This is a genomic window from Mesorhizobium sp. B264B1B (assembly GCF_020165765.1).
Classification (GTDB): domain Bacteria; phylum Pseudomonadota; class Alphaproteobacteria; order Rhizobiales; family Rhizobiaceae; genus Mesorhizobium.
Genome location: NZ_JAIUIS010000001.1, coordinates 511635 through 537271, shown reverse-complemented (window position 1 = coordinate 537271; position 25637 = coordinate 511635). Strand labels below are relative to the sequence as shown.

Here is a 25637-nt window from a genome sequence, read left to right as displayed (position 1 = left end):
GGCGTTTTCTCCGCTGAAGGTTTTTGGCTGTGAATGGCCGGCTCTTACCGAGCGGCCGAAAATCAGTTAGAAGGGCGAATGTCGCGAACGACCGTCCTGCAAATCATTGCCGCCGTGATCACCGTCGCGGTGCTTGCGGTGTTGCATCAGGGACTGGACTGGTTTCTCAGCAGCTTGGAGCCCAGGTTTATGATGGGCTTAGTCGCGGGCTTTTTGATTGGCACCTTTTCAGTGCTGCTGATCTGGTATTTTGAAGACCGCAAAGATAAGTCACTAGCGACCGGCGGACGGACCCGAGAGCAGCAACGCGCGCGCAACACGATCGACCTGTGACTGTTGCAGCGGAGATCCCCGGCTGGCTTTCATGAGTGCTGCCAACACTGGGCTCTGCTGTCCGGCCGTCAGCGACCGTGCCATATCCGATATCGCTTTCTCATTTCCACCGCTGCGCAGCGCATTGATTATGTTCTCCGCCGCCTTGTAGCCTGACGCTCGCGCCACGCCACGAACGCCACCAGCCATGAAGGCTTCGGGCACGCCAAAGCTGTACCCCTCGTCGCCTGTAACGGCTCGCTGAGCAGCCAGTCGCGCGGCGCTCTCCGAATTCCGCGTCACGATGTTCGACGTATCGGCAAACAGCCGCTCCCGGTCGAGCAGATCGATGATCGCGCTCGCCTTGTCGGCGCCGAACAGGCTCGACAAGCGCGCCCGGTTCCAATCGCCTTCGCCCTTGATGATCTGCTGAAGCGCAACGCGGTCGTTCGCCCTGGTCCCGACAATGCGCTCAATCTCTGCGCGGGCACCTTCGCGCAGGCGTAGCGGAACGGCTGACGGCCCGATTTGCATACCCTGCGGCAAGGCGCCCTGCCTCACTTCCGCCGCGAGCTCATCAGGCCGGGGCGCTTCCCTGCCATCGGAAAGCACCGTCTGGCCGCGTTGAAGTGCCGTGCGCTGGCGGGCCAGCTCCGCATATTTTGCGTCGACTTCCTTGATGCCGGGCACGGATGCGCGAAGCTCATCGTCGACCGCCTGCCTGGCTGTGGTAAGCGCATTGACCGCATTCGATCCCTGCGTCGTCTCCAGCATATCGTCAATGGCGTGACGGGTGTTCAGCAGTTCTGCGGCGTCGCTCACCAGAGAAGTACCGGGAGGCGGCTCACCCAGAGCGCGAGCACGGGCGATATCTGCCGGCGTAGGCTGATGGTCGAGCATCGAGCGGACACGCTGGACGACGCGCTGCGGTTCGCCTCGCAAACTCTGGGCTTCCTGTTCGAGGTAGCGGGCGATCGGCAGCGTGTCGACCGGCGCAGCGTCCCGCAAGGCCTCCCGGTACTCAGGCTGCAAATGCTGCTGATTGCGATCGATCCGCTCAGCGACGCGCGACGGCGTGGGAGCCGAGCCAAGGGTATCGTCAAGAGTTGACCGGATGCGCCAATTCGCTTCTGCATCACGCGATCCGATAGCGCCGCGAACGATCTGCTTTCCTTCGCTAGGCGTGGCGGCAATTGCGCCGGCCGTGTGCCGCATATTCGGGCCAAGATCCATCATCATGCCATTGGCACCGAGATCGGGCAGCGCGGCCGGGTCAATGGCGTCGTCCTTTGCAGCTTTTGCCAGAACGGAAACGGCGCGCTTGTCGAGCCCGAGCGCCCGAGCGATTGCGCTGATTTGCACATTGTCGGCGATGGCCTTCACGCCCCTGCCGACCAGCGGCGCGACGACGGGCGCGGCCATGCCAAGACCCGCCCCGAGCCCCGTCCCAATTGCCGTCTGCATTGGATCGCCACCCGATCGAACAGCGGCGTCAGAGCCATTGATGACTGCCCCGCTTCCCGTCGATGCCATTAGCCGTAGTGGCAGGGATTCCACTCCGATGCCAAACGCTGCCGGCGCCGCCACCATGGCCGGGACAGTGGCAGCAACGGCGCCGGTCACGCCGCCAGCCGTGGCCGTGTGCGGATTGTCTCGCCTCACGTCCTGGCTGTAGCGGTCTCCCTCATCGTAGAGCTCATTGAACGACCGTCCCGTGAAAGGCATAGCCATGGCCGCAGCGGCGGCGCTGGAGGCCTTGTCGAGATAAGGCCCGACAATCGGGACACCCTGAAGGCCGCCCGTTGAGAATGCGCCTGCCTTGTCCTCCAACGAAGTTTTCGGCTGGTAGGTCGGAACGCCGGGAGGTTCGCCGGTTTCAGGATCGATCTTGACCCGCGCGCGACGTTCCTCTGGTGACAACGATGCAATGGCCGTGGCCTGTTCGATGCCCGCCCTGGCGCTGGCGTCGGCCCGAGCGACATCCGCCGTGCCTCCCGGTCGGAATGCGCGCACGTCGTCGAGAGTGACGCCCTCGGACGCGATGTAGGCGTCGATGTCCGTTTCAGGTGCGTCCTGAGCGACCATCTTGCCGATGTTGTTCTTGATGCGCGCGAGGTCAGCCATTAGTCGAGCCCGTACTTCTGCTTAAGTGCCGCCTTCGGATCGGCAGCAGGATCGCCCGCCTGACCCCCGCCGCCGCCAGCCGTCTTGATCGAGTCGACCATGACGCGGACCCGCGCAAGTTTATCCGCGACAGAGGTGGGATCTTCGCCCGGTTTCGGCATGAGAATGGAGGCTTGATTTTCAACTTCGCCGGGGTTCGCGGTGGCGCCTGACGTGCTGTAGAGATACGTCGCGATGATCGTTTTCAGCGAGTTGTTGGCGCGCTGATATTGCGGCGTCTGCAAATAGTTTGCACCGTAGTTGCCGGCGCCAGGAATCGCCGACCAAGCCTGATCGCTCAGGTTGGAAAGCGCGCCGAAATTGTCTTCCACGATTTTCAGTTCGGGTGCGGCCACCTGATAGAGCTGCTGATTGCGCACCTGCTGTTCGGTCGGAGGCTTGACCGGTTTCGGCCCCGTCAACGGGATCATTCCCTGCTGTTGCGGGTTGGCAGGATCGGCAGCGGGAGGGGCCACAGCGGGCGCTTGCTGCTGGCCGGCATTCGGGGCCGGCGGTGCCATCGGCGCGCTCTGGGGCTGCCCCTGGGGCTGAGGCATCGCCTGCGGCGACGGCATCACCGGTTGAGGCTGGCCGCCCTGTGGCGATTGACCGAAAACACCCTGCGGCGTCATGAAGATGATGGCGCCCGTTGTCGGATCGGTGATGGTCTTGCCGGCCGCAAGCTGCTGGGCCTGGTCTTCGGTGATCTGGCCGGCATCCATCAGGCCATTGAGACCCTGAGCCTCGACCGAACTGCCCTTGAAACGGAACTTGCCATTGCTCGCGCCGCCGTCGGCCGCTTTGATCTCGCCGCTTTCCGGGTCGAACAAATGCGTATCGTCCAGCCGCTGCCAGTTCTTTTGCGGGTTGGTCAGGTCGCGGCGCGCCTTCTGCAACTGCAACTGGCGCAGCGGGTCCGCCGCCTGTTGCTGGCGCTGAATTTCGGCCTCGATGATGCCTTTCTGGGCATCGCTCAGGAACGGCTGCTGGAGCGCGTTGTAAAGCTGCTGCATGTTTGGGCCTTGGGCAGCGTTAAACGTGTCCGCAGCGCCACCAGCGGCGGCAGGAACCATCGACGGATCGGTTTGGGCGGTCATCTGTGGCTGCGGTGCCGCTGGCTTGCCGAACAACGCCTGAGCGATCGGGCTCGCCGATGCTGGCGCTGCCTGACCCTGCGGCCCCTGCATGGGCATAGGAGCCGGTGCAGCGTTGGCAACTGGCGCTAGATCCTCGCCGGGCCGGTTCATCGCAGCCCATTGCGCCTGTGTCGTGCCGTTGCTGGCATATTCGGCAGGCAGCGGGCGGGCGCCGCCACCGATACCGGCGCTTGGATCGAGGCTCGCGACTTGTACCGGCTGGCCGGCCGCTTCGGCATTGACAGCCGCAAGAGCTCCGCCACTGGACGGGATTTCCCGACCGGGCCGAAATCCTTCGATATGCTCCATGGCCACAAGCGCACGCGAACGCTGCTCCGGAGAGAAAGCCGAGAGCGGCGTATCAGGCGAAACACCTGCCGCCGACGCCATCGCGCCTATATAGGCGGGCGTATCGTTTTCGCTCGGGGGAGCCCAACGCGAGATAGCACCCGCCAATGTCTTGCCGCGATAGCCAGGACCATCGAACAACAGCTTTTCCTTGGCTGTGCGGCCGGCCTCCAAGGTGGGGAATACAGCGAACCGGCCGTCCGTGCCAACCGCGCCCATGCTTCGCGCAAGTGGCCCGTATTCGATATTGCCGGGATTGTTGTTTCGCCAGTTGCGGGCACCTTCGCGCCGGATTGTCTGACCGTCTGCGGTTTGGACTTCAGTCCAGCCCTTCCCTGCCCGGGTCACGCCAGCGAAGGCGGTCGGCGGCAAACCGGCTTCATCGGCTGTCTGGCTGGCGTCCGCTTGGGCATTCGCGAAATCCATGCTCGACGGCAGGTTCGGGTTGTCGGCCTTTGGCTTTCCAGCCACTGCGTCGGCAACCTTGCTCGACACGCCGGGCGCGGCCGGGAAAGCGGTCGAGCCGCCAAGCGCGGCCAGCACGGGATTGAACGCGGCATCGGCGGCAGTCTTGCCCGCGGCTTCCGACGCGTCCGCCTTGCCCATCATCGAGCGGAACAGCAGCGCCTGACCTATTGCCGACAAGCCTTCGCCGACGTTTTTCGGCGCGCCCTGGTTCATCAATATTGCATTCGCAACCGCGCGCGCCTTCGCCCGTTCGCCGGGCGTCTTGTATTGCTGATCGGGGCCGAAGATGTAGGAGATCATCAGGAAAGACCCCCGCTGCCTGCGCCAAGGCCGAACAAGCCCAAAAGTGGGTTGCCGCCGCCCGGCGCCTTTGGAAAGCTGCCGTTCTTGTTCATTCGGTACATGAGCGCCTGACCAACTGCCGAAATGCCCGATCCGATGTCAGTCGGCATCTGTCCGGCAATCGCCATTTGAGCGCGCATCTGCTCGTCACGCGTCATCGGTGCGCGCGGCTTGTTGCCGTCGAAAATGTAGGAGCTCATGCCGCCGCACCCATGGCAAAGAGGCCTGTAAGCGCCTTGGGATAATCGACCTGACGATATCCGTCAGGACGCAACGAAACGGCATCCGGTACTTTTCGCTCGATCTCGTCGGCCATGAGCCCGAGACGCTTCGGCGCGCCCTTCGGATCGTTCTTGTAGTTGTAGGTCCACAAGCCCGTTCCGTCGTCGTCGAGGTCGATCACCTTGCGCTTGTTTTTCTTCAAATCGGGGTCGGATGCCATGATGCCGGCAGAGCCGAGGCCGAACAGGCCGCCCAGGATGCCCTGTGATGCCTGGGCCTGCTGTTGGGCGATGGCCAGCCGCTGGTTGTAGTTGTCATTGACCAGCCCAGCATAGTCGACAGTCGGAATGTTGGGCATATTGGCGTTGACGAAAGTAGGCTGCTGGATCTGGGCGCCTGAAAGCAGGGAACCGATTTCGTTGATGGGTTGCGAGCGCTGCGCGTAGGCTTCGCTCAGTGCCTGGCTGCGCTGCTGGTTCTGAGCGTTGAACTGCGCAAGCTGCGCATTCAAGCGCTGATCCTGAAGCTGATTGTTCTGCCCGGTGACCTGATTCGAATTGCCGAACATCTGCTGAAGCGCGGAGTTGCTGAAACCGGCCAACGCCTGGTTTTGATTGAAGCCCTGCTGCTGCGCCGCATTGCCGAACTGCGCATTGTTGGCGTTTTGGCTGTACTGTTGGGCCTGCGCAGCGTTGGCGAACTGACCATTGCCGAGCTGCTGGTTATAGGCCTGCTGCTGGGCCGAGTTCTGAAACCCGGCGCGCTGGGCATCCAGGTTGGCAAGACGCGACTGTTCCTGACCAGACTGCAACAGCACCGATGTCCGCTGATCGTTCAAGCCCTGATTGAACTGGTTCATCGCCTGTTCGTAAGCGGACGAGCCAAGGCGGATGCCCTGGTTGGTAAGGCGCGTTTCGAGGGCTGCGCGCTGCTGGTCGATCTGCGGGTTGAGGCGCGACATAAGCGCGTCCTGTACCTGCTGAACGTTGCCGGCGTAGCCATCAGCGGGGCCGTAATCCCTGGTGATCTGCCCTGCGTCGCCGATCTGGTTCTGGATATCGCCAGCGCCCGCGATCTGGTTCTGGATCTTGCCGCCATTGTTGAAGCTGGTCGCGAGCTGCGGCCCATTGGCGAACTGCTGATAATTTGGCGTCTGAAGGTTGGCAGCATTACCTGCGGCCGGGATCTTCGACAAATCCAGCGGCTTGCCGAGATAGTCGTTCAAAAACGAAGACTGGCTGTTTGCCAGCTTGGCGAGATTGCCCTGGGCCGCCTGCGATTGGTCAAAAATCGCCTGCTGCGACGGTGAGAGCGTCTGTGTCGCGGTATATTGCGGGACATAGTAGCCCTGCACCTGAGACCAACCAGCAGGCATGGAGGATGCGCCGGGCGTCGTGACATCCTTCGTGCCGACCTGAATTTGGCGGTCGCCATTCCGGCCGTTCACGGTCTGGTAGATTGGCTGCTTGGTCGTTGTGGAAGCACCCTGTATCGATTGGGGCGCCGCCGACTGGATTTGGCCGTTTGGGCCTTGCCAATAGGTCTGGCCGCCGGTTGCATCGCTGATGAATTTCTGGCCTGACTGGGTGTACGTCAGGTTCCCATAGGGCGTGACCTGATTGACGTTGCCGAGCGCAGCATTGGCCTGGGCCGTCGAGATGTTCGTCCCGGTCTGGGCCGCTGCTGTTTCCTTCGGATCGGGCGGCTCCGGCATGTCCGGCGCACAACGCAGCACTCGATCATAGAGACCGAATTTAAGATGCATGTTCATCGGAGCGCTCCTCGAAAGTAATCATCATGACTTCGGCAACCGGCTTGAAACCAAGGCGGCGCCAAAGCGCGACGGCGCGGGGATCTGTGCGGGCATCAATGGTGGCGCGAACAACGCCTTGCGATTTCAGGAATTGGAGAATGTGTTTGGTCAGGCGCCTGCCAACACCGTTTCGGTGATCGGGGTGAATGTAGATCGTGTCTTCTTTCCCGATCAGCTCGCGATTGTGCATATCGGTCTGGATATAGACCGTCGAATGTCCGACGGCCTGGCCCGTTTCAGTGCGGACAACGAACGTGTGCAGGTACTCGCCTTCGTCGGCTTTCTTGTAGACATCGAGCCGGGGATTGAACGCCCCCATCGGCATGCCTTCGGTGGCGAAGCGTGCTCGCGTTTCCTCGAAATGCATCCGCGCTAAAGGTTCAATCTCCGGCCACGCGGCCACGAAGCTTTCCTTGCTGATCGTATAATCCGTCATCAGATCACCGGTTTGCCAGTTTCATACGCTACGTCGATGCTGATCATTTCCAGATTGGGCGTGATCGACTGCGCACCCGTGATCTGCAGTTGCCATTGCATCGTGTAGCCAGTTCGCCCGAGCGACTTGATCTGCGAACCGATCATTGGCGAAGCCACGGTTGCGCCCCATCGCGCGATGCCCCAACGACCGATTCCCCAAAGGCTCCCCCCGCCCGTGTCCGGTGCAGCATCGGGCGGTGCCGGCAAGTCGACGGCATAGTCCATGGAAACCGAGAGCCTGACGTTATAGGGTGTCGTGCCCTTGAAGATGACGCGCGCCTGAAGGACCGTTTTCAAAACGCTTGGCAAGCCAACTGCGTCGGGATTGGCGATGCAGGTGTAATAGATCGGAGCGCCGTCGTCGGAGCCGGTCACTTCCGCCCGCTTCACACGGCCATCATTGGTTCCGAAATAAAGCTCGTTGTTGTGGAGCACCATGCAGCGGGTGTCCCAACCCGTGTAGGAACACCATGCCCCGGTATCGGTGTTCACCACATAGCAGAGCGCTTGTTCGTCGGCCGTAGCAGGCAAGGAAACAATCGCATAGGACTTCCGCGGCCACTTGACGATTTCCCAGGGCAAGCTGTCGCGAGCCGCTGCCTCGCGCCGCCAGTCCGGCGAAATCGCCGCCGTAACCAGTGCAGACTCCAGCGACGCGATATCTTTTGTAACGACCGCCGACAGGGGAACGATGCCGTTTTCGACGCCAATCAGCAGGTCGCCGCCAGATCGCATGGTGCAGCGCGGCCCCATGGTCTTTGCCAGGTCATAGCGACCGACAAGGTTCCAGTCTGCTGCTGTTGACGGGTCTGCCCCTTCAAATACTGCGACTTCACCCTGGTTGGTCACGAACACGCATTTATCGTCGAGCCCGTCTCCCGTATCGGTCGACCAGGTGGCACCGAAGACCAGCGCACCGCCGTTCATGAACACGCCGTTCAGATCGATCGTGGTCAGCGGACCGGCAATCGACGAAACCGGCAGGCAGTATGCGATCAGGCCCGGACCGATAAAGAACTCACGATTGCGATAGGCCCAGACAAAGGAGAGCGTTGACGTGTCAGCGCCGGTAATGGCGGGGCTAGAGATGCCTGTGATCGGGATCCAGCCATCGATGGCATTGTATAGCAACAGCGGGTCGGAGCCGTTGACGACGGTGAGGTATTCGTCTCCGCCTGTCGTAAAATTCAGGAAGGAATAGTAGCCGTTGGTTTGACCAGTAACATCCGGCGACGGCGGGACCAGCGGGTCGACCACTGTTGTGACGTCGAAGATTTTAGTCTCGCTCGCGGCGAACAGGCGCTTGTTGCTCGCGGCATTGTAGGTGATCAGCGAAATGGTGGCCTCGCTGCCATCCGTGATGCTGGCGTGGGTGAGCGAACCGCCGCGCTGCTGGATGCCTGTCGTGGTTGGCCGCCAGTTCTCAAGCCTCTGCGCCGTTGCAGGCGGCATTTGGGCGAGATTGCCTGACGTATACCAGCCGCCGCGCGGCACCGGCAAAGGCTGCATCTGCGCATTGCGCGCCCGGCCGGGCTGCGCAAATTTGGCGAGATATGCGCTTTTCACCGATCAGCCCGTGACAGTTCCGGGCCAGACGTTCGTGCGGCGGAACGAGCGACCGCAGCTATTGCCGGAAACGACCGGCTTGGAGCCGCCGTCCTTGTCCATCTCCTGGGCAAGCGCGATTTCATAGTCGGAAAGTTCCGCGGCGAAGTCCTGCCCTTTGGACTGCTTCCACAAATAGATGATTGCCAGCTTCAACAGCCGCTCGCTCAACACGAACGTGTCGGTGTCGGTCAGGAATTCAGTCTGACCGCCGGAAACAATCTGATTTTGGATGTAGAAGAATTTCGCGGTTTCGCTCACCGCCATCACAGGCAGGATATGTATCTGGTTGCTGAAGATGGTCCAGCGGCCATAAATCGGCGTTGCGGGCCAGACTTCCATGCCCAGCCAGTCGTCACTGCTGACGACATGCTGCATGTCCCAAGTGAAGCGGCTTGACCAGAGAGACGACGTGGCCAGCATGCGACCATAGTCAGTCGGGAGGTCGAAGCCCTCCGCCACAGCGTCACCTGTGACGGTCGCAATCTTGCGGAGCTTTTGCCAGTCGAAGGCCTCCGCAATGACGGTCGCCGCCTCGTTGGCGACGACCTGCATTTCCTGCCACTCGCGATCTGTGTTCGTAAACACGGCAAGCGGCTTGTCGAGCCCGACCGGCATTGCCGCCTGCTGGATGACGGTCAGGATAGTCATGGTCAGGCGGCTTCCGTCTGAAGTGCTGCCCGGAGCTTCGGAGCAGCCCAGCGCTTGTCATAGGGCGTGCCCCTGGCGTCGAGTTGGGCGCGAAGTTCCGTCACCTCGTCGTCGGCCGGCTGATCGGTCGGCGCCGTGCGCTGATCAAGCAGCTTTTCCATTTCAGCCAGCCGCTCGCGCAGTGCCGTAAGCTGGTTGTCCTTTTCGGTTTCTCGCTGCGTTGCGTTGGCCGCGCCCAGGTTGTCGAGGAACAGGCCAGCTTGCTTCTTCAGAGCGCGAACGTTCGGCATCTGAAGTTTTTCAATGTAGGCTTCCGGCAGATCGCGAACACCTTCGACTGAGTTGATGCCGAAGCGGCGGAAAACATCCACCTGGCCCTGTTCGACGCCGGGCCAGACGCCAAGCGGCGTACCATTGGTCGGGACTTCCCTGCCCTCTTTCCATGCCGCGTATGCCGGCTCGATCACAGACCAGCGTTCGGTCATGAAGCGGAGTTTCGGCGAGGTCGGGTTCTTCCCCAGCTTCTCGAGGTCCGGGATCATGTGGCGAACACGTTCCGTCTGCTTCGTGTTCTGCGGCGCCAGCGAGGTGGTGTAGATCACCCAATCCTCCGCCACGCGTTCCATGACGCGGAAGCCGCCCGCATTGAGCAGGAAACCCTGGGCGTCGGTCTTTTCGGACATCGGGTCGGCCGCGCGTTTCGGCAGCAGTTCCAATGTCTGCTTAAAGCCGTGAATGATGAAAGTTGGAGTGCCTTCGGTGGTCATGGTTCTGTCCTTTGGAAGGTGAGCGAAAGGGACGCGGCGACCCCACCAAGGACCGCCGCGCTTCGTTCGTCAGATTGTCGCGTGGTTAGTGCGGGAAGGCGCACATGACGATTTTCGCCGAAGCGTCGATCGCATAGGCGCAAACCGCGTCGGTCGCGGCTGCAACGGTGTCGAGCGTGCCGTCCGTCGAACCCGAAGGCGTCAGCGGATCGCCGTCGGCGCCAGCGGTCAGTGCAGTGTTGAGCGTGGCAACGCCCTTGACCTGGATCCAGCAGTAATCACCGCTGGCCGGGGCCGCCTGAAGCACGCCCGCGCCGAGTTCCGCCGAATCCGACAGATCGGACGTAACGACAGTCGACGCGCCGGTAGAGACACCGGCCGGCGCATAGAGATAGGTGACGTTGCCGGCCACGGCAGCAATCGCACCCGCTCCGCCATTGTACTGGACGAAACGATAGGTCTTGTTGTCGTGGCTGACATAGACATCGCCGATGCCGGGCACGGCATACGCTTCCGCGCCCTTCAACTGCGCAGCGGTGTAGGTCGCGCCAAGCTTGGCGCCAACAAAAGCAGTCATGGTCTGATCTCCTTATGCCGCGTCCAGCAGGACACCCTGCCGCGAACGGTTCGAGCAGGCGAAATTGCCCATCCAGAGCAGCGGGATAACCACCGCGTCCTGGTTGACCGGCTTCTTTTCGTCATCCATCGACCACTGCGCGTCCTTGTGCTGGAACAGGTACAGATAGTCGGTGTTGAGGAAGTAGCCCTTTTCGGCCGTCGTCGTGAAATTGGCGTTCTCGTCGAACACCACGTCGGCGGTCTTGTACTTGTAGGACTTGAAGCCGGTCTCGGCGAGGTCGGCATCCATGTAGCGCTGGAACTGCTGCTGCGACGCCTCGTACACCGAGAACAGATCGTGGCTGAAGACGATCAGGTCGGTATGGTCGGCGCCGTTGGTCGTGTCCATCCAGAGCAGGTTCATTTCGCCGAGGATGGTGTCCTTCGTGTAGGCGTTGGTTCCGGTCATCTCGCGGAACTTGTTCTGCCAGAACGTCCACTGCGACGAATCCAGCCCCGCGACCGTACCCTGGCCGTTGGTCTGGATCAGGTGGGCAAACCCGCCGACCTGATTTGCCAGCGAACCGTCGGAAAACATGTCGACGGAAAAGTTGTTCGTGGCGGTGCGAAGAGCATTGCCCTTCTTGGTCTTCACCAAGGGGACCATCTTCTCCTTGCTGGAGTTCTGGCGCAGTTCCTTGCCCGACGAGACGATATGCAGGGCGATCTGTGCCCAGTCGTACTTCGCCGAGGTCAGAATGTCCGACGCGTTGGTGTTCAGCGTGTCGAAACCGCTGTAACGCTGGTAGGTCTCGTTTTCGGCATACTCCAGAGGGATCTGGATTTCATAGCCGCCAGAAAGGATCTTGCCTTTCTGCTTCATGCGCTTCAGCACGGGAGTGTGCTTGCTCACGTTGTCGGCGACTTCGGTCGCGACGTTACGCATGGTCGAAGAGACCATCTGCGTAAAGATAGTCGATGGCGTTGCCATGGCTGATTATCCTTTGGATTGGATTTCGTCGTAGAGCGCAGAGAGCTTCTCGTCTTCGGTGAGTTCTCTCGATTTGCCCGTGGATTTGGAGGTCACGTTGACCGAGTTCGCCCGCTTCGCGTCTGCCGTTCGTTTCGGGTCGTGCGCAGCGGCTGTTTTCAAGCTGGCTGCCTTCGTCCTCAGATCGGGATCGGCGTTCACGGCGATGTCATAGGCCAGGTCGAACAGGGCTTCCGGGGAAGCGCTATCGCCGAGCTTTGCGCGTGCCTTGGAAATCGAGTGCACCATGTCTTCTTCAGGAATTTCGGAATAAAGCGGCTTGTCCTTCGACAAGCGGCTAAGTTCCGCCTCCATCGCAGACGCGGTTGCACTCTCGTTCATTTTCTCTCGCACGATGCGCTCAACATCAGCGGCCCCGAGGGCGGCTGTTTGTCGATCGGCGGGAACCTTGGCCTGCCCGGCGAGGACCTGAGCAATTTGCTCGATCACTCCAAACCGTTGGGCAATTTCAAGCAGGCCGGCGACTGGATTGGTTTCCAGCCGGCGCTGCGCATTCAGCAAGGCGTCAATGGCGGCGGGCGCCGTGAAGGGGCGACCGTCCGGCGTGGTTTTGCCGGCCAACAGATCCTTGTTGCGCTCGATGCTCTCGGCGATCGGTTGAAATGCCGTCAGTTGCCGACCCTGGTCCGACATGCGCTTGTGGATGTCCGTATCGCGCGCCGCAATCTTGGCCTGAACGTCTGGCGGAATCTTCGCCCAATCGGCATCCATGCCGTTCCAGTTAGCCGGGAGAGGCACGACGGACGCCGCGAGCGTCGAACCAGCGGCGTCGTCGCCGGCCTCTCCCTTGCCCTCACCTTCCAGTGAGGCATTGTCCGCAGCGGTCTTGCCGTCTGCGGCCGTGAACTTGCCGCCCTGGTCTCGGGTGGGGCCGGCGTCGTCTTCCTGTTCGGCCTCATCATAGAGAGCGCCAAGCGCCTCATCCTCGCTGATCGCCACCGCACCGTTGTTCAGGTCCGCAGCCGCGGCATTGTTCAGGTCTTCGACGCTCATAAAAATTCCTCGCTCACTTTCAGGCCTCGCTTCGCGCAAAAGGCCTTGTTCTTCAGCTTGCCGCCCGTCGGGGAACAGCCGGGATCGCCGGCCTCGACACAGTTGTTCCGTTTCATGTCTTCGCGCCGCTCGCGCCTTGACGTGATGACTTTGCCGTTGATCGGGCTGGCGTATTCCGGCATGTTCGGCATGATCATCGGCGCGGAAAGCGGTCCGTCCGGAACGCTCATCGGCGCCCCGGTTTCGCGATTGACGATCCGACCATCGCGCCAGACAAATCGCTCACCCATCAAATCGCTCCTGTCATGCCGAACTGCTGAGCCGCCGTCTGCCGCTGTACCATGGCAAGCTGGGCCTGCTTGATCTGCAATTCGGTGCCTTTGATTTGCTGATCGAGCGCGGCGTTTTGCTGTTTGATGTTCCGGTCCGTTTCGGCATCCTGAGTTTTGATGTCGCGATCGACCTGGGCATCCTCGACCTTGCGTTTCTGGTCGGCAGCGGCGGCCTCAGCCTTGGGATCGAGCTTCGGTCCGGCCGGCTGCTTGCCCTTCGCCTTTGCCATCTGAACCAGCTCGTCAACCACGTCTTCGACGCTCTTGCCCAGATTGAACAACCGGGAGAACGAACCGAAGATTTCCATCGCCAGTTCCATCGGAAGCGCGCCCTGCTGCACCAGCGGACCAACCGCCTGGAAGTATTGGCTGGCCGCCTGCATGAAGCCGGTGGCCTCTGCCTTCTGCCGCGTAAGGTCGGCCTGGATCGTGCTGTCGCTCTCGACATCGATCCTGAAATAGGCGTTGGCGTGGTCCTGCATGAGCGCTTGCAACTGGTTCAGGTGCTGAAGCTTTGCCTGCCGCGCCTTCTCCGCTTCCTGCGCCTGCATCGCCTGCTGCTGCAACTGCTGCATCTGTTCGGGCGCCATTGGTGGCTGGCCGGGCGCAGGTGGCGGTGGCGGCGGTGGAACTGGGACCGGTGTCAGATCCTGCTGGGTCGGCAGGATCTGGATATCGGTCATCTTCTGAAGGGTCTCGGGCGAGAATTTCGCCGGGATGATTTCCGACATCATCACGAACAGGTCGCGGGCAGCGCGCTCGATGTTGCGCTGCATCTTCTGGATGCGCAGCGAACCCCACTGGCTTTTCAACTGCTGAGCACCAAGCGTCTCTGTCGCCTTGCTGGCGCCCCGCACGATGTCCGAAATTCCGGTGATTTCGTAAATGGCCTGCTTGGACTGGTCGCGGACGCCGTAGAGTTGGGACAGGACGACGATCAGCTTTTCGACCGGCCAGAACAGTACGGCATTCTGTAGCCCGCCCTTGGCCGCCCAAATCTCGGCATCCGCGATCGGCACGAATTCGTTGTCGTCGGCATCGAGAACGTTTTGAATGTCGGCCGGGCTGATCGCGTACCAGCCTTTCACCTTCAATTGCTTGGTGATGATCTGGATGCGCTTGGTCGTCGTGTCGAGCTCGTCAGCAAGCCGGCGATAGATCGAGAACGGATTGACCGGCATCAACCGGCCGTTGACCTCAATCGGCTGCACGGGCGTAGCGATCGGGAAGAAATTGGAAAGCCCGAGCGGGTCGGGAACCTTCTTCAGCACCTTGCCATCGCGAACACTGACGAACAGGACGGTTCGGGATTTCTTGTCCCACACTTCCCAGACGTCATAGTCGGTGTCGGCTTCCTGGTCGGTATCGCCGTCGGCCTGCTGACTGGCGACCAGATCGCCGTCGATGAAGTCTTCGTAGTCGTCACAGGCGATCGAATGGCGAAATGCATCCCATGGGCGGTCATCCCAGCGCTTCGAAGGGCCGTGACGGTAATCTTTCCAGCTCACGGCCTCGAAGCGCAGCCGCTCGTTCTCTGAGCGTTCAGGGCTGGCTGGCGTGGCTGCTGCGTCGGCCGACGCGTCGTCCTGTTCGTCGTCTTCCGTGCCGTCGACAACGCCATCAGCTTCGGCCAGGTCGCGCAACTCGTCGTCTGTCGTTTCCCCACCGACGATATCGCTCATGAAGCGAAGCCGGATGACGCCACGGCCAGCAAGGAACGCGTCCTGTGCCATGGCTTCCATTTCGACCTGAAGCTTGCTGTCGTCGACCTGAATGCGGATAGACCGCTCAATTATCTGCGCGAAATCGCGCGCTACCGGATCGTCCGCGCCGAACCGACGGCGAATGTCAGGCATCGGCGCGGAATTGATGACGGCCGGGACGATGGTCTCGACATTGGCGTAGAGGATGTTGAAATCGTAGGCCGCGCCTGTGGCCTCGTCGGTGTCAACGAGATTGCCTTCGCTGGTGTAGGCCTTGACCGCAATGGCCGCGCAGTCCAGCCAATGCTTTTCCGCCTTGCCAGCGGCCTGGATCTTGTCCAGCCACTTCTTGCCGGTCTTGCGCAGAGCCTGACCGACGGCGGTCCCGGCGCTGCCCTTGACGTATGAGGTCTTTTTGTTTTTTACCATGAAGGATGCCGGCTCCTGTCAAACCCCGCCGCGCCGCTTCCGGCGCTTGATCCGAGCGTCGACGGCTTCGCGAACGGTCATGTTCGACCGGATCACGCCGTCCTTGGTGACTTCGTAGGCGAGTTCTTTCGGCTTCTGCGGCGGCTCATAGACTGGCGCCGCGTCTTTCCAAGCCAGACCGAGATAGCGAAAGGCTGATGCGATATGCTCGGCCCAGTCCTTGACCGGAATGTCGAGAAAGCACTTTCGTTCATCGTCCCACAGGCGCCGGAAAGCCTTCAGCCCTTCGATGCCTACTTCTCCGCAGCGACCCTCGTCGAATTCTGCAACCTTGATCGTCTCGCGCGCAGCGTTGATGCCGTCGGCCACGCTGACCATCTGCACCATTTTCGGCTTGCGGCCATGCAGCTTCAGCGTGTCGAACCGGGTGCGCTTGGCTCCCCAATTCGGTTGCATGGCGTCGTGCGGGACATAGTCAGTGCCGTGGTAGCCCTTGTTGTCCAGCCACTTGCACCAGTCTTCCAGATCGTCGCTTTCCGGCCTGTAGAAATCGACGATCAGGGGCTTGCCGTTGATGACCTGGAAACACCAGATCGGGTTGTTTGCCGCCTTGCCAAGATCCCAGACGGTATGGACCGGGTGTTTCCAGTTGATCGGCACGACGCCGATGCGGCCTTCCACTTCAGCCGCGGCTAATTCCGCTCCCCAATAGGAACCGACCATCGCGCCGGCAAAAGAGCAGTAGAATTCCTGCTCAATGAGCAGATCGGCCATGGCCTTGCCGAAGAGTGCTTCGTATTCCCCGCGCTGATCCTCGATCGCTTGTAGCGATATCGCCCCGGTGTCCTTCGCCGTCAGGACTTGGGTAAACCAGCGGTCGTCACCTGCGAACCGCTTCAGCATCCCTTTCAGATGATTGTTGCCGCGTGGCGTCGAGATGAATGAGGCCCAGCCGCCGTTCTCGGCGAGGATCGGTGAGAGGTAAGCCCATGCCGACGGGTTCGCCAGCGCCCATTCCGAAGCCGTCAGACCGACTGGCGGAGACCCGACAAGGGCGTTGTAGTTGTCAGACCCGACGAGCTGCCATGTCGACCCGTTCTTGAAACGGATGAACATATCGTTCTCGCGGGTGTTCGCCCGGATCGCATGCGGGAACGCTTCATCTATCCGCCTCTGGCCGCTGTTCGGATTGACCGCTTCCCAGATCGCCTTCCTTGCCTGGGCATATTCCGGCAGCATGTGCCAATAGGTGCCGACACGATTGAACGCGGCGACCGAATGCATTCGAAGATTGATGTCGTCCTTGCCGGCGCGGCGATGCCAGATCAGAAGCTGGCGGTTGCAGCCCTCAAGCCACGAATCCCATGCCGGTTTCTGATAGTCGCGCGGCTCCCAATTACTCGGAAGGTCGACGCTCGGCACGGCTCACCACGTTGACAGTCAAAGCGCCGCCGTCAGGATCGGTGAGCGCAAGCTTGCTGCCGTATTTTTTCGGCTTCATCTTCTCCGCGATCCACTGTCGCGTGCTGACCCGCAATGTCGACCGGCGAAGCGCCTCCCCATTCTCCTGCCAGCCAATAACCGCGCCGTCAGCGTTCTTGCGCTCGATCCAGTCGTTTCGGCCGTCGTCGGCAATGTCCACCATGTCGTCGACGAACGTGTCGGCCTGGGCATCGCGCGCGTGCGCGTACCTGGTCGCGAAAGGCTTGTTGGCGGCCAGCCAGCGAAATACCGTCGACTTGTTCGGCATGTCGTCGCCATCGCATATCGAGCGAAGGCTTTCGCCGTCTGCAATCCTCTCGCAAATCGTGTCCGCGAGGTTTTCAGTGAACAGTGTTGGTCGTGACATGCTTTGGCCCTCTGCGGCATCAGCGGCCATGTGGCTGGCTGTCCGCGTTGGTGAGATCGACTCTTGGGAGAAATTGCTGAGCTTTTACAAAATTGCTCAATTCGACCGACGTGCCGGCTAAACCATTCGTAAACCATGCCAACACGGTAAATATTTCATGTCGAACCGAACGGGTTGCAGGCGGTTGTGAGCGGGTCTGCAACAAAGAGGCCCACCTATGCACCTCCTATCCGTCGCGACCGCTCTGCTGATCTCCGTTGCGGTCGCGTACGTGAGTTGCCTATGGATCTTCAGTCCTCACACAGGCCGGTTGTTCGAAACCCAGGCCTCGGTGATGGCTATCGGCGATTCCACGGATGAGCCCAAACCCGCCAATTGCGACATGGTTTGGAGGAACAAAGCCACTGGCGGGACGTTAAGATATTAGCGTAGACTAATATGCTTGCAGCGGTCGGCGCAGCGTTGAGCCAGGTGCTTTGCTGGTCTCATCAACTTGGGAGGGCGCTATGTGGCTCACACTCACAGACAAAGATCTGAACACACCCGTCGCGATCAACTTTGATCAAGCCATTTCGATGAACCCGCATCATAGCGGACAAGGCACTGAAATCTTTTGCGGGCCAGGCGTTGGTTATTTTGTGGCCGAGCGAATGGATGACATCGTAAGTCGTCTCGGTAACGCCACGTAACGTTACATAACGCGTTACGGTCACGTGACCGGTGCGTGACAGTCACGCGACCAACGTTTGCAAACAGCAGCTAACGTTTGTTTTTTGGAATATGTCCCGGAGCGCGGGGGCGGCGAAATTGTTGCCCCGCATCGGCCCGGCGAGTGATCCGAAGATCCCGCTCAGTCAGCCGCAAATCGCCTGTGTGTGGTATTACGCTACCTTCGCCAGATTTTCAAGTTCTATCGATGTCGGCACCGATCGGCCGAAAATCGAGACCAGCACCTTTGCCTTCCTGTTGTCCTTCACCGCGTCAATGAGGCCTTCAAGCCCGAGGAATTGCCCTTCGGCGATCCGCACCTTGTCCCCGGCATGGAGCCGGTAGCCCTGTTCCCGCGTTTCATCGAAGGCGCCGCTGTCCACTGCCCGCCGAATCCGCACAATCACATCGTCATTGACCGGCACCGGGAAACCCTGGACGCGCAGCACCTTGTTGACGCCGTCGACATCATCCAGCTCGGAACAGCGGTCAGGTGACGCCAGGCGAACAAACCCGTAGCGGACAAACAGCGGGAAATCTTTCATCATCCATTTCTTCGTTCGATGATGCTTGATTTCCTTCCGCCAGAACGGCCAGAACACATCGTAGTTGGCGCGCAGCAGTTCATCGCGCGCCTTGCGCTCAGCCGATGGCGCCGATTCCACCACGTACCAGAGGCTAGCTTGCGCGTGCTGGTTCATTGGTCGCCTTTCTCGTCAGGAGCCCGCCAGTAGGATTTATAGGGCTTCGGCTTCGGCAGATATTCTCCCCCTCGATACTCATAGGCCCCACCTTCTTCCGCCAGCCAGACAGCGTTCTCCCGGCGGTGTTTGCTCAGTGTGATGCCTGTGGGTCGGTATTCAACCAGCCCATCATAACGAGCGTGCATCCTCTTCGGAGGATCGATCCGATACCAGATACCGCCGTGGAAGAAGTACCGTTGAAATCCGAGTTCCGTGAGGTTGCTCATTCGCAATTCGCAGATCATGCCATCGGCTTTCGCCTCGCCGATCGGCCGCCAGGGGTTTTCTCGTTCCTGCCGTTCCCTCGCCCTTCGCTCCGCAATGGTCACGATGTCTGCCCTTTCGAAGCCAGATAATCCGCCAGGTTTATGTTCCGCACTGGCGAGGCGGCGCCGAATGTGCCGAGCTGCGAGGTGTTGAAAGCCCGCTTGCCTTGTGGGTCGAACTTCGCCGAGGCACCCTTCCGCAACCAGGCCGGGGCCTTGGCCGCATTGACCTTCAGCCGGTTCTCAGCCTTGCGCTGCTTTTTGGCCGCCCGCTTCGCCTTTCGACCGGACTTCCCAGGAATTCCACCGGAATCCGCAGAATTCCGCTTTGCCGGCCGTCGAGGAGCCGGACCCGCTGAAAGGATCTTGTTCGATATCCAGTCCGCCCGCTTTTCAGCCGGCGATATGGGTGAGCCCTCCAGTCGATCGGCCGCGCGCCATGCTTCGGAGTTGGTCGGGAACGGACCGGCCAGCGTCGCCGCACCATCGGCCACGATGAAGCCGTCCGCTGTCTCGATGACCGTCATTGGCCGGCACCCAGCAGCACGTCAGACCGCGTGTTGAAATGGCGACTATACCGACTGACGCGCGTGAAGTAGCTCACCCGCCGAGCCGGTACAACCGTATAGGGCGGCGCCACGCAGCGTAGGGCCGTACCGTCTGCCCCATCCTGCACGGGGAAGAATTGCTTGCCCCATATTTTCTGCCGACTGTCGAGAATAACCCAGCCGTGTTCCACGTCCTGCCAGCGCCCGGTCATGCCGCGTCACCATCGTTCTGGACCGGCACCCTCTGCAACTGGCTTTGCACCGCATCATTGAAGGCGCCGATGTGCGCCCGGATTTCCGGTTCGGAGAATCCCACCTTGGTGAGTTGCCCGACGAGGCCGGCCACGGTCTGGCGCCAATAGTGGTCAGCACCCTTCCCTTTCAGGCCGGCCAAGGTTTTGGCCGTCTTCCGAATTTTGCCAACCCGGCGGCGCATCGGGAAGCAGATCACAACGCATGGCATGGTGAAGCCCTCCAAGAAGGGGATATCGGGCGCAAGCCTTTGATTTCGTTGAGGTCACGCCTAGCATTTGCTACGATTTTGCTATGGCAAAACGCATAACCCTTTGAATACATTTGTATTCTAGCCATGCAGTCGCATTGCTTCGCGAGAGAATTTTCTCTGGATCGAGCGTTTTTCAGGTGAAAGGGCATCAGGCGGCCCTCTCGCGTGTGTAGACGCTAAGATTTGAAGCCTCGGAGCCCCTTTTATCTTCTAAGGTATCACATAAGGTTTGATCATAAGGTATAAGGGTGGCCACATGATTACCTGACGAAGTGGCTGTCTGATTACCTATGGAGGTAACCACCTGATCACCTATCGAAGGCAAAGGTGATCGAACGATTACCTTACGCAAAAGCTGTTGCTGGCGATCGAATGTGTACTCGTCCAGCAGGCTTAACACGTCGACCGCCCATGAGAAATTCAGAAGATAGACCTGCGCTCTTTTTGCGGAGCGTCCGATGAATTCCTGGGATTCCGCAGGAAGGACGTGCAGCGGAGCGCAACCAAGCGCCCCGCCTTCCTTGAGCATGCCAACCCATTTCGACACCGTTTCCGGCGCCGCCCCGAGCTGCTGGGAAAGCGTTTCCCTGGTTGGGTAGGCGCAATGGACCTTTTCATTGTAGAGGTCCATCAGAGTCCATGCCGTGCGCTGGACGCCGGGCGACTCGCGAAAACCTGGGAAGAAGCGGCAAGCCTTGCCCCAATCGTACTTGTCGACCATCAGTTTGCCCTCGCCCGGATCAGCGCTGCTTGCCGGCAGGCCTCGACCGCGTCTTTGAGCGGCAAGGCGAACCGCTCTTGAATTTGGGGAATGATTGCCTTTGTCCGGTCCGCCGAGCCGGTAGCCAGCCACGAGGCTGCGAGGTCGACGGGGGTTTGCGTCTTGCCAGCTTCGGCGCTCATGCGCTCACCTGGACGGCTGCATCAACGATGCTGAGCGGCGTTTCGATTCGATATCTGGAATGTCGCCCTGGAAAATCGCCGCCGTGAGTTTCATTTTCCGAGGAAACGATAAATCCGTCACGGCGCAACAAATACACGGCATGCGCGACCCTAATCCCTGCGGGAAGTTCGAGTGTCGTGACGCCACGCTTTCCGGCTTCCACCAGTTTGGTCAACATCCATCCGGCTCGACCATCAAGACGCATGGTCCGGCCATCGGGCTCGATGCGCACCGTGACTGTGGATTTCTTCGGCGTTGTCGCAGGAATTGATTTCGCGTGGGGAAATTCCCCTGTTATGTCGTTCATTGGTCTGCTTCCTTTCGTAATCTGCAAGGGGTTGTGAAAACTATCGGGATCAGATCGGCTTGAGCGGCTTTGGTTTGGCGACCGCCGCTCAAGCTTCCCCTGCTAGGGCAGGTTTCAGTTTCCCTTTCGGCAGATTGTCCAGCCAGGCATCGGCGTCGACCTTGCGGACGAGTACCTTGCGTGGCCCCGCCTTGCGGGTCTCAAGCCGGCCGGCTTTGATTTCTTCGTAAACGAAGGTCCGACCGACACCGTAGGCGGCGCAAAGCCGCTTGATGGTGAAGGCGTTTGGCGTAACTTCCATATTCTTCAATCTCCTTTCGGTTCACGGCGAATTGGTCCGAACTAACGCGTACATATTATCACTTGCTGTGACTCGCTGTCGAACACAGAAAATAGTGTTAACAATTATTTCTCAACCCGTCATTATCTCCGTTTTTTCAATAAGTTAGGTCGAGAAACAAGGGACTTTTCCACAGCTTATCCCCAAAGGATTTGTTCCCTTTTGGTTCTGGTCTTTAGCCACGGTAAAACGAGTCAAGAAAATCTCGACTTCGCCCGTCCCTGATATGCAATGGAGAATGAGAGAACAGCCGCCATCCCTGCCGGCCATCGCAGCAACAATGCCGCGAATCGTGGTCCTCAAACCCGGTCCCTCAAAACTGATTTGGCAGTATCGGCCCGACCGAATCAGCGGTCAAGCACCAACGCATGCCAACGAACGGCTATTTTGGGTTTTCCCCGACATGCACCGGTCACACCTTCAATCGGAGGACTTGGGCATCCCCGCTATGAGGCACCAGCGGCACGATGGCAGAGCGCGCCAGTTCTTCTAGGCCCGAGGTTATCCATTTCGAATAGTGGCGCTCAATCATTGCTGTGCTGGTGTCGTGGATTGCGGCAACGAGTCGGATGGGCAAGTTGGCGCGGATGCCCTTCACGATGCTCGAATGACGCAGCGCATAGGGAATGACATCAGGCAGGCCGGCGCGGACGCGGATCGCTTGCCATGGCCGAGCGAGTTCGGCGGAAGACTGCCACGAGCCCCGCCCTGATCGATGCCATTCGATCTTGCCAGGCGCCTGCTCATGTCGCCAGCGTTCGAGCAGGACAGCATCAGGCGACCGCTGCGCTGTTATCGGGACTAGCTCATCTACTACATCACGCCCGACTGGAACGGTAATCGTGCCGCTTTTCGCGCCCCTACCCTTGCGGCTCGTAGGCACCATCAGCCGGCTTTGTGATATTTGGCAATCGGCAACGCGCATCCGAGCTACTTGCGATAGGCGCGCCCCGGTAGCGGCAAGGATCAGCACCAGCCTAAACAGGTCCCCATCCCATTGCTGTTCGGCGTCGACTTCCCGAGCAGCGCGGAGAAGCCGGCCTATGTCAGCGTCAGGCAATATCTGGTTGTCTCTTGCGACGGCGTCAGTCTCTTCGGCGACAGCGGCTCGGAGCCCTTGCTTGATGGTTCCTGGGAGCGTTGACGGCAGTTTGCCCCTGTTCGCGGCATAAGCAGCGTTCAGCGCTGCCTTCAGGTCGTTGACCAGTCGTTGTCGCGTCGTGGCCTTCATCGCTGCCGGCAGGCCATTTCGCCAGGACAGCAGGTCGCTTTCTTCTAAGGCGTGAAGATCCACATCAGCGAGCGGGGCGGCCGAGGGAATAGTTTCCAAGTCACCGCGTTCGCCTTCGCCGAGAACATACCGGCCGAGGCGTTGACCGGCATCAGACCGCTTATCCCGACCGGCACGCTTGCCTTCCCGCGCATCGCGGGCGCCAACATAGGCCTCAACAGCCCCCTTCACCTTTAGGGCTGGCCCTCTCGCGTCTGCTTCAGCCTGCGCCCGCTGCGTCTCGACGTGAAGGCGCGCAGCTTTGCCCGCCGCTTCATAGGTCAGACCGCCCTTCGTTGATCCCTTATCGTCGGCTGTGCCGACCGGCGCCTGCCTATATCCCGAGCCGTGGCGCCAGCGCACAAGCCAGACGCCACCGCGTTTTCCTTTGCGGTAGCCGAGATGGACTTCGGGGTCGATGCCGCGCCAGTGCACGCCGAGGTCGAGCGCTGCGCGCGCGTTTGGAGTCGTTATGGGGGATTCCTGAAGGGACTTTGACAAACGACTTTCCGCAAAACCGTCAAATATGGGTCAAATATACCGCTCCGTACGCTAGCGCACAACAGCGGCGAGACAATGCTCAACACCTTTGTTTCTGCGGCTTTCGGCGAACAATGGCGGACAATGGCGGCAGGTTGAATAGGCCCTTTCACGGCGGTAACAGGGGTTCGATTCCCCTTGGGCGTACCAGCTTCACTCGATGTCCCCTCCGCTCCTTTCGGCGTCAAGAGCTATTGCGCCGGACAGGGTAACACCCCCTTCCGAAACGTCATTTTACGTGTTGACCATTCCGCCGCCTCGACCTTGTCGAGGGCAAGGCTCGATGGTTAAATCGGCTTTCCCAGGGGATGCTAATATGGCAGTTCACCTTTCGGCGGATGCTCGAGCTCCTGCGGCGACGCCGCCACAAAGATATCTCTTTGGCCCGCTGGCCGACTTCCTCATGCTTGGCGGCAGCGCATTCCTGATTTTGCCGGCCCTGTTCTTCGTGCCTACCAAATACGACAGCCTTGTTGCGGCGGCGATGTTTTTCCTGGCCTACTTGATAAACTATCCGCATTTCGCCCACTCTTACCAACTCTTCTATCGCAATTTTGGAAGCAAGGTGCGCGGCGAGGGATACGACAGGGGCCTCCAGATCCGCTACATTTTCGCCGGCATTGTCGTTCCCCTGCTCATGGTCGGGTTTTTTGCTTACGGCTCGATAACGGCGAACGCCCGGCTGCTCGGAAACGCAGCCAACGCGATGTTCTTTTTCGTGGGCTGGCACTACGTCAAGCAAGGCTACGGCATGTTGATGGTGGACGCCGTGTTGAAGCGCAGGTTCTTCACCAATCCGGACAAGAAAATCTTGCTGGTCAACAGCTATGCCGTATGGCTGTTCGCATGGCTTCAGACGAACACGGCGGTCAGCCAAGCAAAATATTACGGCTTGGAATATTATACGTTTGCTACGCCTGCGTGGCTCAACACGATTGCGCTGTCGGCCGCGGCCGCTTCCACGGCCGCCACCGTCGTGATGCTGATCAATCGCTGGAGTAAAAATGGCGGCAGCCTGCCGTATAACGGCGTCGTCGCTTATATCGCGTCCCTATATCTTTGGATCCTGGTCGTGAGAATAAACCCGCTGTGGCTGCTCGTGGTGCCGGCTCTCCATTCGCTGCAGTACCTGGCCGTGGTCTGGCGCTATCAAAGCAATGTCGAGCGTGACGGTCCCGATGCACAAAAGGTTCCGGACTCCAGAATCCTGTCCGTTCTTGGTCCGATCTACAGGACGCGAGTCCTGGGGTTCGTCGTCGCCGGCGGGGTCCTCGGCGGTCTCGGTTTCTGGCTGATCCCGGCGGCACTGACTGCCTTGATCCCTTACGACAAGGAAGTCCTGGGTTCGTCGCTGTTCTTCTTCATAGTGCTGATCTTCATCAACGTGCACCACTACTTCCTTGACAACGTCATGTGGCGACGCGGCAACCCCGAAGTTTCAAAATATCTGTTCCGCTAGCGGTGGCATGGACCGGCTGTGGGACGCCTTGCGGAGCACTTCAGGCGGAAAGAATTGGCATCGGCTCAGTGGCCGCGCCGGCCGATATCTCTTTTTGCACGGCGAAGAAGAACCTGCGCACCTCGTCGCTGGCCGCCGCCCTGTCCCTGCCTGACCTGACGACGAGATCGAACAACTCCGTCGCCTTGGCCCTCCAGAACGAGGTGGCGCTGTCGCCATGCAAACTGTCGAGCCTGGCAGCCACCTCCCGAACCAGGAATGCCTGACGGTCGATCGGGAATGCACGGATTTTTTCTGGGGACATCTTCCGAACCACGAGACTGACGCAACGAATCAACCATTGCCGAACAAGCATGGCGTAGCCGCGAAAGTGGAAACGGAAGCTTAATGGCATCGGCATCGATGCTTCGTTCGGCCAGGAGAACGAAGAGCGCAGCGTACCTCAGGCTTGCAGCCCTCTCGCCTGGCCACCGCGCTTGCGCGGCGCCATCATGTCCCGGGCCATCAGCCCGGTCACCCGGCAGAACGCCATGAACGCCCGGCAGGCATCCTCGGTCTTGACCACGTCCACGGTGGCGCCGAAGCAGGCGTTGAAGGCCTTCTGGTAAATCGGGCCTTGCCGGCGCAGCGGCCAGGCCTGGAGAAAATCAAGGGCCTGTTCGACGCTGTAGATCTCCTCGACAGGCAGGCCGGGTCCGGGCGCGATACGCACCGGCACCTCGAATTGCAGTCTGTCCATCCGCCATCTCCCGAACTGTCGTCACCAGCGGCAACGCCATCCGTCGTAAA

Annotated in this window: 29 protein-coding genes; 3 read left to right on the top strand and 26 right to left on the bottom strand. The window is 60.3% G+C overall.

The window, feature by feature from the left end:
* Window positions 1-78 precede the first annotated feature (78 nt).
* On the top strand, window positions 79-333 hold the full coding sequence (locus LB547_RS02580; RefSeq protein ID WP_140764279.1) for a hypothetical protein: 255 nt from the start codon (window positions 79-81) through the stop codon (window positions 331-333).
* Here LB547_RS02580 and LB547_RS02575 read toward each other — a convergent pair.
* The 15 genes from LB547_RS02575 to LB547_RS02505 form a co-directional block, all read right to left on the bottom strand.
* On the bottom strand, window positions 274-2436 hold the full coding sequence (locus tag LB547_RS02575) for a hypothetical protein (protein ID WP_181178053.1): 2163 nt from the start codon (window positions 2434-2436) through the stop codon (window positions 274-276). The genes LB547_RS02580 and LB547_RS02575 overlap by 60 nt on opposite strands.
* Window positions 2436-4727 (bottom strand): hypothetical protein, encoded by a 2292-nt coding sequence (locus LB547_RS02570; RefSeq protein ID WP_140764276.1) that lies wholly within the window; start codon window positions 4725-4727, stop codon window positions 2436-2438. Before LB547_RS02570 ends, LB547_RS02575 begins: the two co-directional genes overlap by 1 nt.
* Complete coding sequence (locus LB547_RS02565) at window positions 4727-4927, bottom strand: hypothetical protein (RefSeq protein ID WP_140764273.1); 201 nt, start codon at window positions 4925-4927, stop codon at window positions 4727-4729. The genes LB547_RS02570 and LB547_RS02565 overlap by 1 nt, the downstream gene beginning before the upstream one ends.
* Window positions 4928-4965: 38 nt before the next feature.
* Window positions 4966-6762, bottom strand: coding sequence for a tail fiber domain-containing protein (locus LB547_RS02560; protein WP_181178052.1), 1797 nt, complete (start codon window positions 6760-6762; stop codon window positions 4966-4968).
* The gene (locus LB547_RS02555; RefSeq protein WP_140764269.1) at window positions 6746-7240 is read right to left on the bottom strand and encodes a GNAT family N-acetyltransferase; all 495 of its coding nucleotides are present in this window, start codon (window positions 7238-7240) and stop codon (window positions 6746-6748) included. The genes LB547_RS02560 and LB547_RS02555 overlap by 17 nt, the downstream gene beginning before the upstream one ends.
* Entirely contained in the window at window positions 7240-8847 is a 1608-nt protein-coding gene (locus LB547_RS02550; RefSeq protein ID WP_140764266.1) for a hypothetical protein, read from the bottom strand. Before LB547_RS02550 ends, LB547_RS02555 begins: the two co-directional genes overlap by 1 nt.
* A 3-nt stretch (window positions 8848-8850) precedes the next feature.
* Window positions 8851-9537, bottom strand: coding sequence for a hypothetical protein (locus LB547_RS02545; protein WP_140764263.1), 687 nt, complete (start codon window positions 9535-9537; stop codon window positions 8851-8853).
* Between the two features lie 2 nt (window positions 9538-9539).
* A complete protein-coding gene (locus LB547_RS02540; protein ID WP_140764260.1) occupies window positions 9540-10304 on the bottom strand; it encodes a hypothetical protein in 765 nt (254 codons plus the stop codon).
* 85 nt (window positions 10305-10389) lie between these two features.
* Window positions 10390-10881, bottom strand: a complete 492-nt coding sequence (locus tag LB547_RS02535; RefSeq protein WP_140764257.1) for a hypothetical protein — start codon at window positions 10879-10881, stop codon at window positions 10390-10392.
* Between the two features lie 12 nt (window positions 10882-10893).
* Window positions 10894-11853, bottom strand: coding sequence for a phage major capsid protein (locus tag LB547_RS02530; RefSeq protein WP_140764254.1), 960 nt, complete (start codon window positions 11851-11853; stop codon window positions 10894-10896).
* A 6-nt stretch (window positions 11854-11859) separates the two neighbouring features.
* Window positions 11860-12906, bottom strand: coding sequence for a hypothetical protein (locus tag LB547_RS02525; protein WP_140764249.1), 1047 nt, complete (start codon window positions 12904-12906; stop codon window positions 11860-11862).
* Complete coding sequence (locus LB547_RS02520; RefSeq protein WP_140764246.1) at window positions 12903-13196, bottom strand: hypothetical protein; 294 nt, start codon at window positions 13194-13196, stop codon at window positions 12903-12905. Before LB547_RS02520 ends, LB547_RS02525 begins: the two co-directional genes overlap by 4 nt.
* Entirely contained in the window at window positions 13196-15370 is a 2175-nt protein-coding gene (locus tag LB547_RS02515) for a hypothetical protein (RefSeq protein WP_140764243.1), read from the bottom strand. Before LB547_RS02515 ends, LB547_RS02520 begins: the two co-directional genes overlap by 1 nt.
* An 18-nt stretch (window positions 15371-15388) precedes the next feature.
* Window positions 15389-16792: a hypothetical protein gene (locus tag LB547_RS02510; protein ID WP_140764240.1), complete on the bottom strand. Its 1404-nt coding sequence runs from the start codon at window positions 16790-16792 to the stop codon at window positions 15389-15391.
* On the bottom strand, window positions 16767-17219 hold the full coding sequence (locus LB547_RS02505) for a terminase small subunit protein (protein ID WP_140764322.1): 453 nt from the start codon (window positions 17217-17219) through the stop codon (window positions 16767-16769). The genes LB547_RS02510 and LB547_RS02505 overlap by 26 nt, the downstream gene beginning before the upstream one ends.
* A 506-nt stretch (window positions 17220-17725) precedes the next feature.
* On the opposite strand from LB547_RS02505, the gene LB547_RS02500 reads away from it, so the two are divergent.
* Window positions 17726-17908 carry a hypothetical protein gene (locus LB547_RS02500; protein ID WP_140764236.1) on the top strand — a complete coding sequence of 61 codons (183 nt, stop codon included), beginning with the start codon at window positions 17726-17728 and terminating at the stop codon, window positions 17906-17908.
* A gap of 192 nt (window positions 17909-18100) precedes the next feature.
* Here LB547_RS02500 and nusG read toward each other — a convergent pair whose 3' ends face one another.
* The 9 genes from nusG to LB547_RS02455 form a co-directional block, all read right to left on the bottom strand.
* The gene (nusG, locus tag LB547_RS02495) at window positions 18101-18628 is read right to left on the bottom strand and encodes a transcription termination/antitermination protein NusG (RefSeq protein ID WP_140764233.1); all 528 of its coding nucleotides are present in this window, start codon (window positions 18626-18628) and stop codon (window positions 18101-18103) included.
* The gene (locus tag LB547_RS02490; RefSeq protein ID WP_140764230.1) at window positions 18625-18999 is read right to left on the bottom strand and encodes a hypothetical protein; all 375 of its coding nucleotides are present in this window, start codon (window positions 18997-18999) and stop codon (window positions 18625-18627) included. The genes nusG and LB547_RS02490 overlap by 4 nt, the downstream gene beginning before the upstream one ends.
* Entirely contained in the window at window positions 18996-19463 is a 468-nt protein-coding gene (locus tag LB547_RS02485) for a hypothetical protein (protein ID WP_140764227.1), read from the bottom strand. Before LB547_RS02485 ends, LB547_RS02490 begins: the two co-directional genes overlap by 4 nt.
* A 229-nt stretch (window positions 19464-19692) precedes the next feature.
* The gene (locus LB547_RS02480; protein ID WP_140764224.1) at window positions 19693-19962 is read right to left on the bottom strand and encodes a DUF6074 family protein; all 270 of its coding nucleotides are present in this window, start codon (window positions 19960-19962) and stop codon (window positions 19693-19695) included.
* A 175-nt stretch (window positions 19963-20137) separates the two neighbouring features.
* Window positions 20138-20710, bottom strand: coding sequence for a hypothetical protein (locus tag LB547_RS02475; RefSeq protein ID WP_140764221.1), 573 nt, complete (start codon window positions 20708-20710; stop codon window positions 20138-20140).
* Entirely contained in the window at window positions 20710-20892 is a 183-nt protein-coding gene (locus LB547_RS02470; RefSeq protein WP_140764218.1) for a hypothetical protein, read from the bottom strand. Before LB547_RS02470 ends, LB547_RS02475 begins: the two co-directional genes overlap by 1 nt.
* Window positions 20889-21239: a hypothetical protein gene (locus LB547_RS02465; protein ID WP_224655891.1), complete on the bottom strand. Its 351-nt coding sequence runs from the start codon at window positions 21237-21239 to the stop codon at window positions 20889-20891. Before LB547_RS02465 ends, LB547_RS02470 begins: the two co-directional genes overlap by 4 nt.
* A gap of 88 nt (window positions 21240-21327) precedes the next feature.
* Entirely contained in the window at window positions 21328-21540 is a 213-nt protein-coding gene (locus LB547_RS02460) for a helix-turn-helix transcriptional regulator (protein ID WP_140764215.1), read from the bottom strand.
* 451 nt (window positions 21541-21991) lie between these two features.
* A complete protein-coding gene (locus LB547_RS02455) occupies window positions 21992-23350 on the bottom strand; it encodes a tyrosine-type recombinase/integrase (protein WP_140764212.1) in 1359 nt (452 codons plus the stop codon).
* Between the two features lie 355 nt (window positions 23351-23705).
* Between LB547_RS02455 and LB547_RS02450 the strand changes: the two genes are divergently transcribed.
* Window positions 23706-24848 carry a hypothetical protein gene (locus LB547_RS02450; protein WP_140685929.1) on the top strand — a complete coding sequence of 381 codons (1143 nt, stop codon included), beginning with the start codon at window positions 23706-23708 and terminating at the stop codon, window positions 24846-24848.
* Window positions 24849-24888: 40 nt separating this feature from the next.
* Here the strand turns inward: LB547_RS02450 and LB547_RS02445 are convergent, their stop codons facing one another.
* Window positions 24889-25152 carry a DUF6074 family protein gene (locus LB547_RS02445; protein WP_140495883.1) on the bottom strand — a complete coding sequence of 88 codons (264 nt, stop codon included), beginning with the start codon at window positions 25150-25152 and terminating at the stop codon, window positions 24889-24891.
* A gap of 138 nt (window positions 25153-25290) precedes the next feature.
* On the bottom strand, window positions 25291-25587 hold the full coding sequence (locus tag LB547_RS02440) for a DUF982 domain-containing protein (RefSeq protein ID WP_140517077.1): 297 nt from the start codon (window positions 25585-25587) through the stop codon (window positions 25291-25293).
* Window positions 25588-25637: the final 50 nt, after the last annotated feature.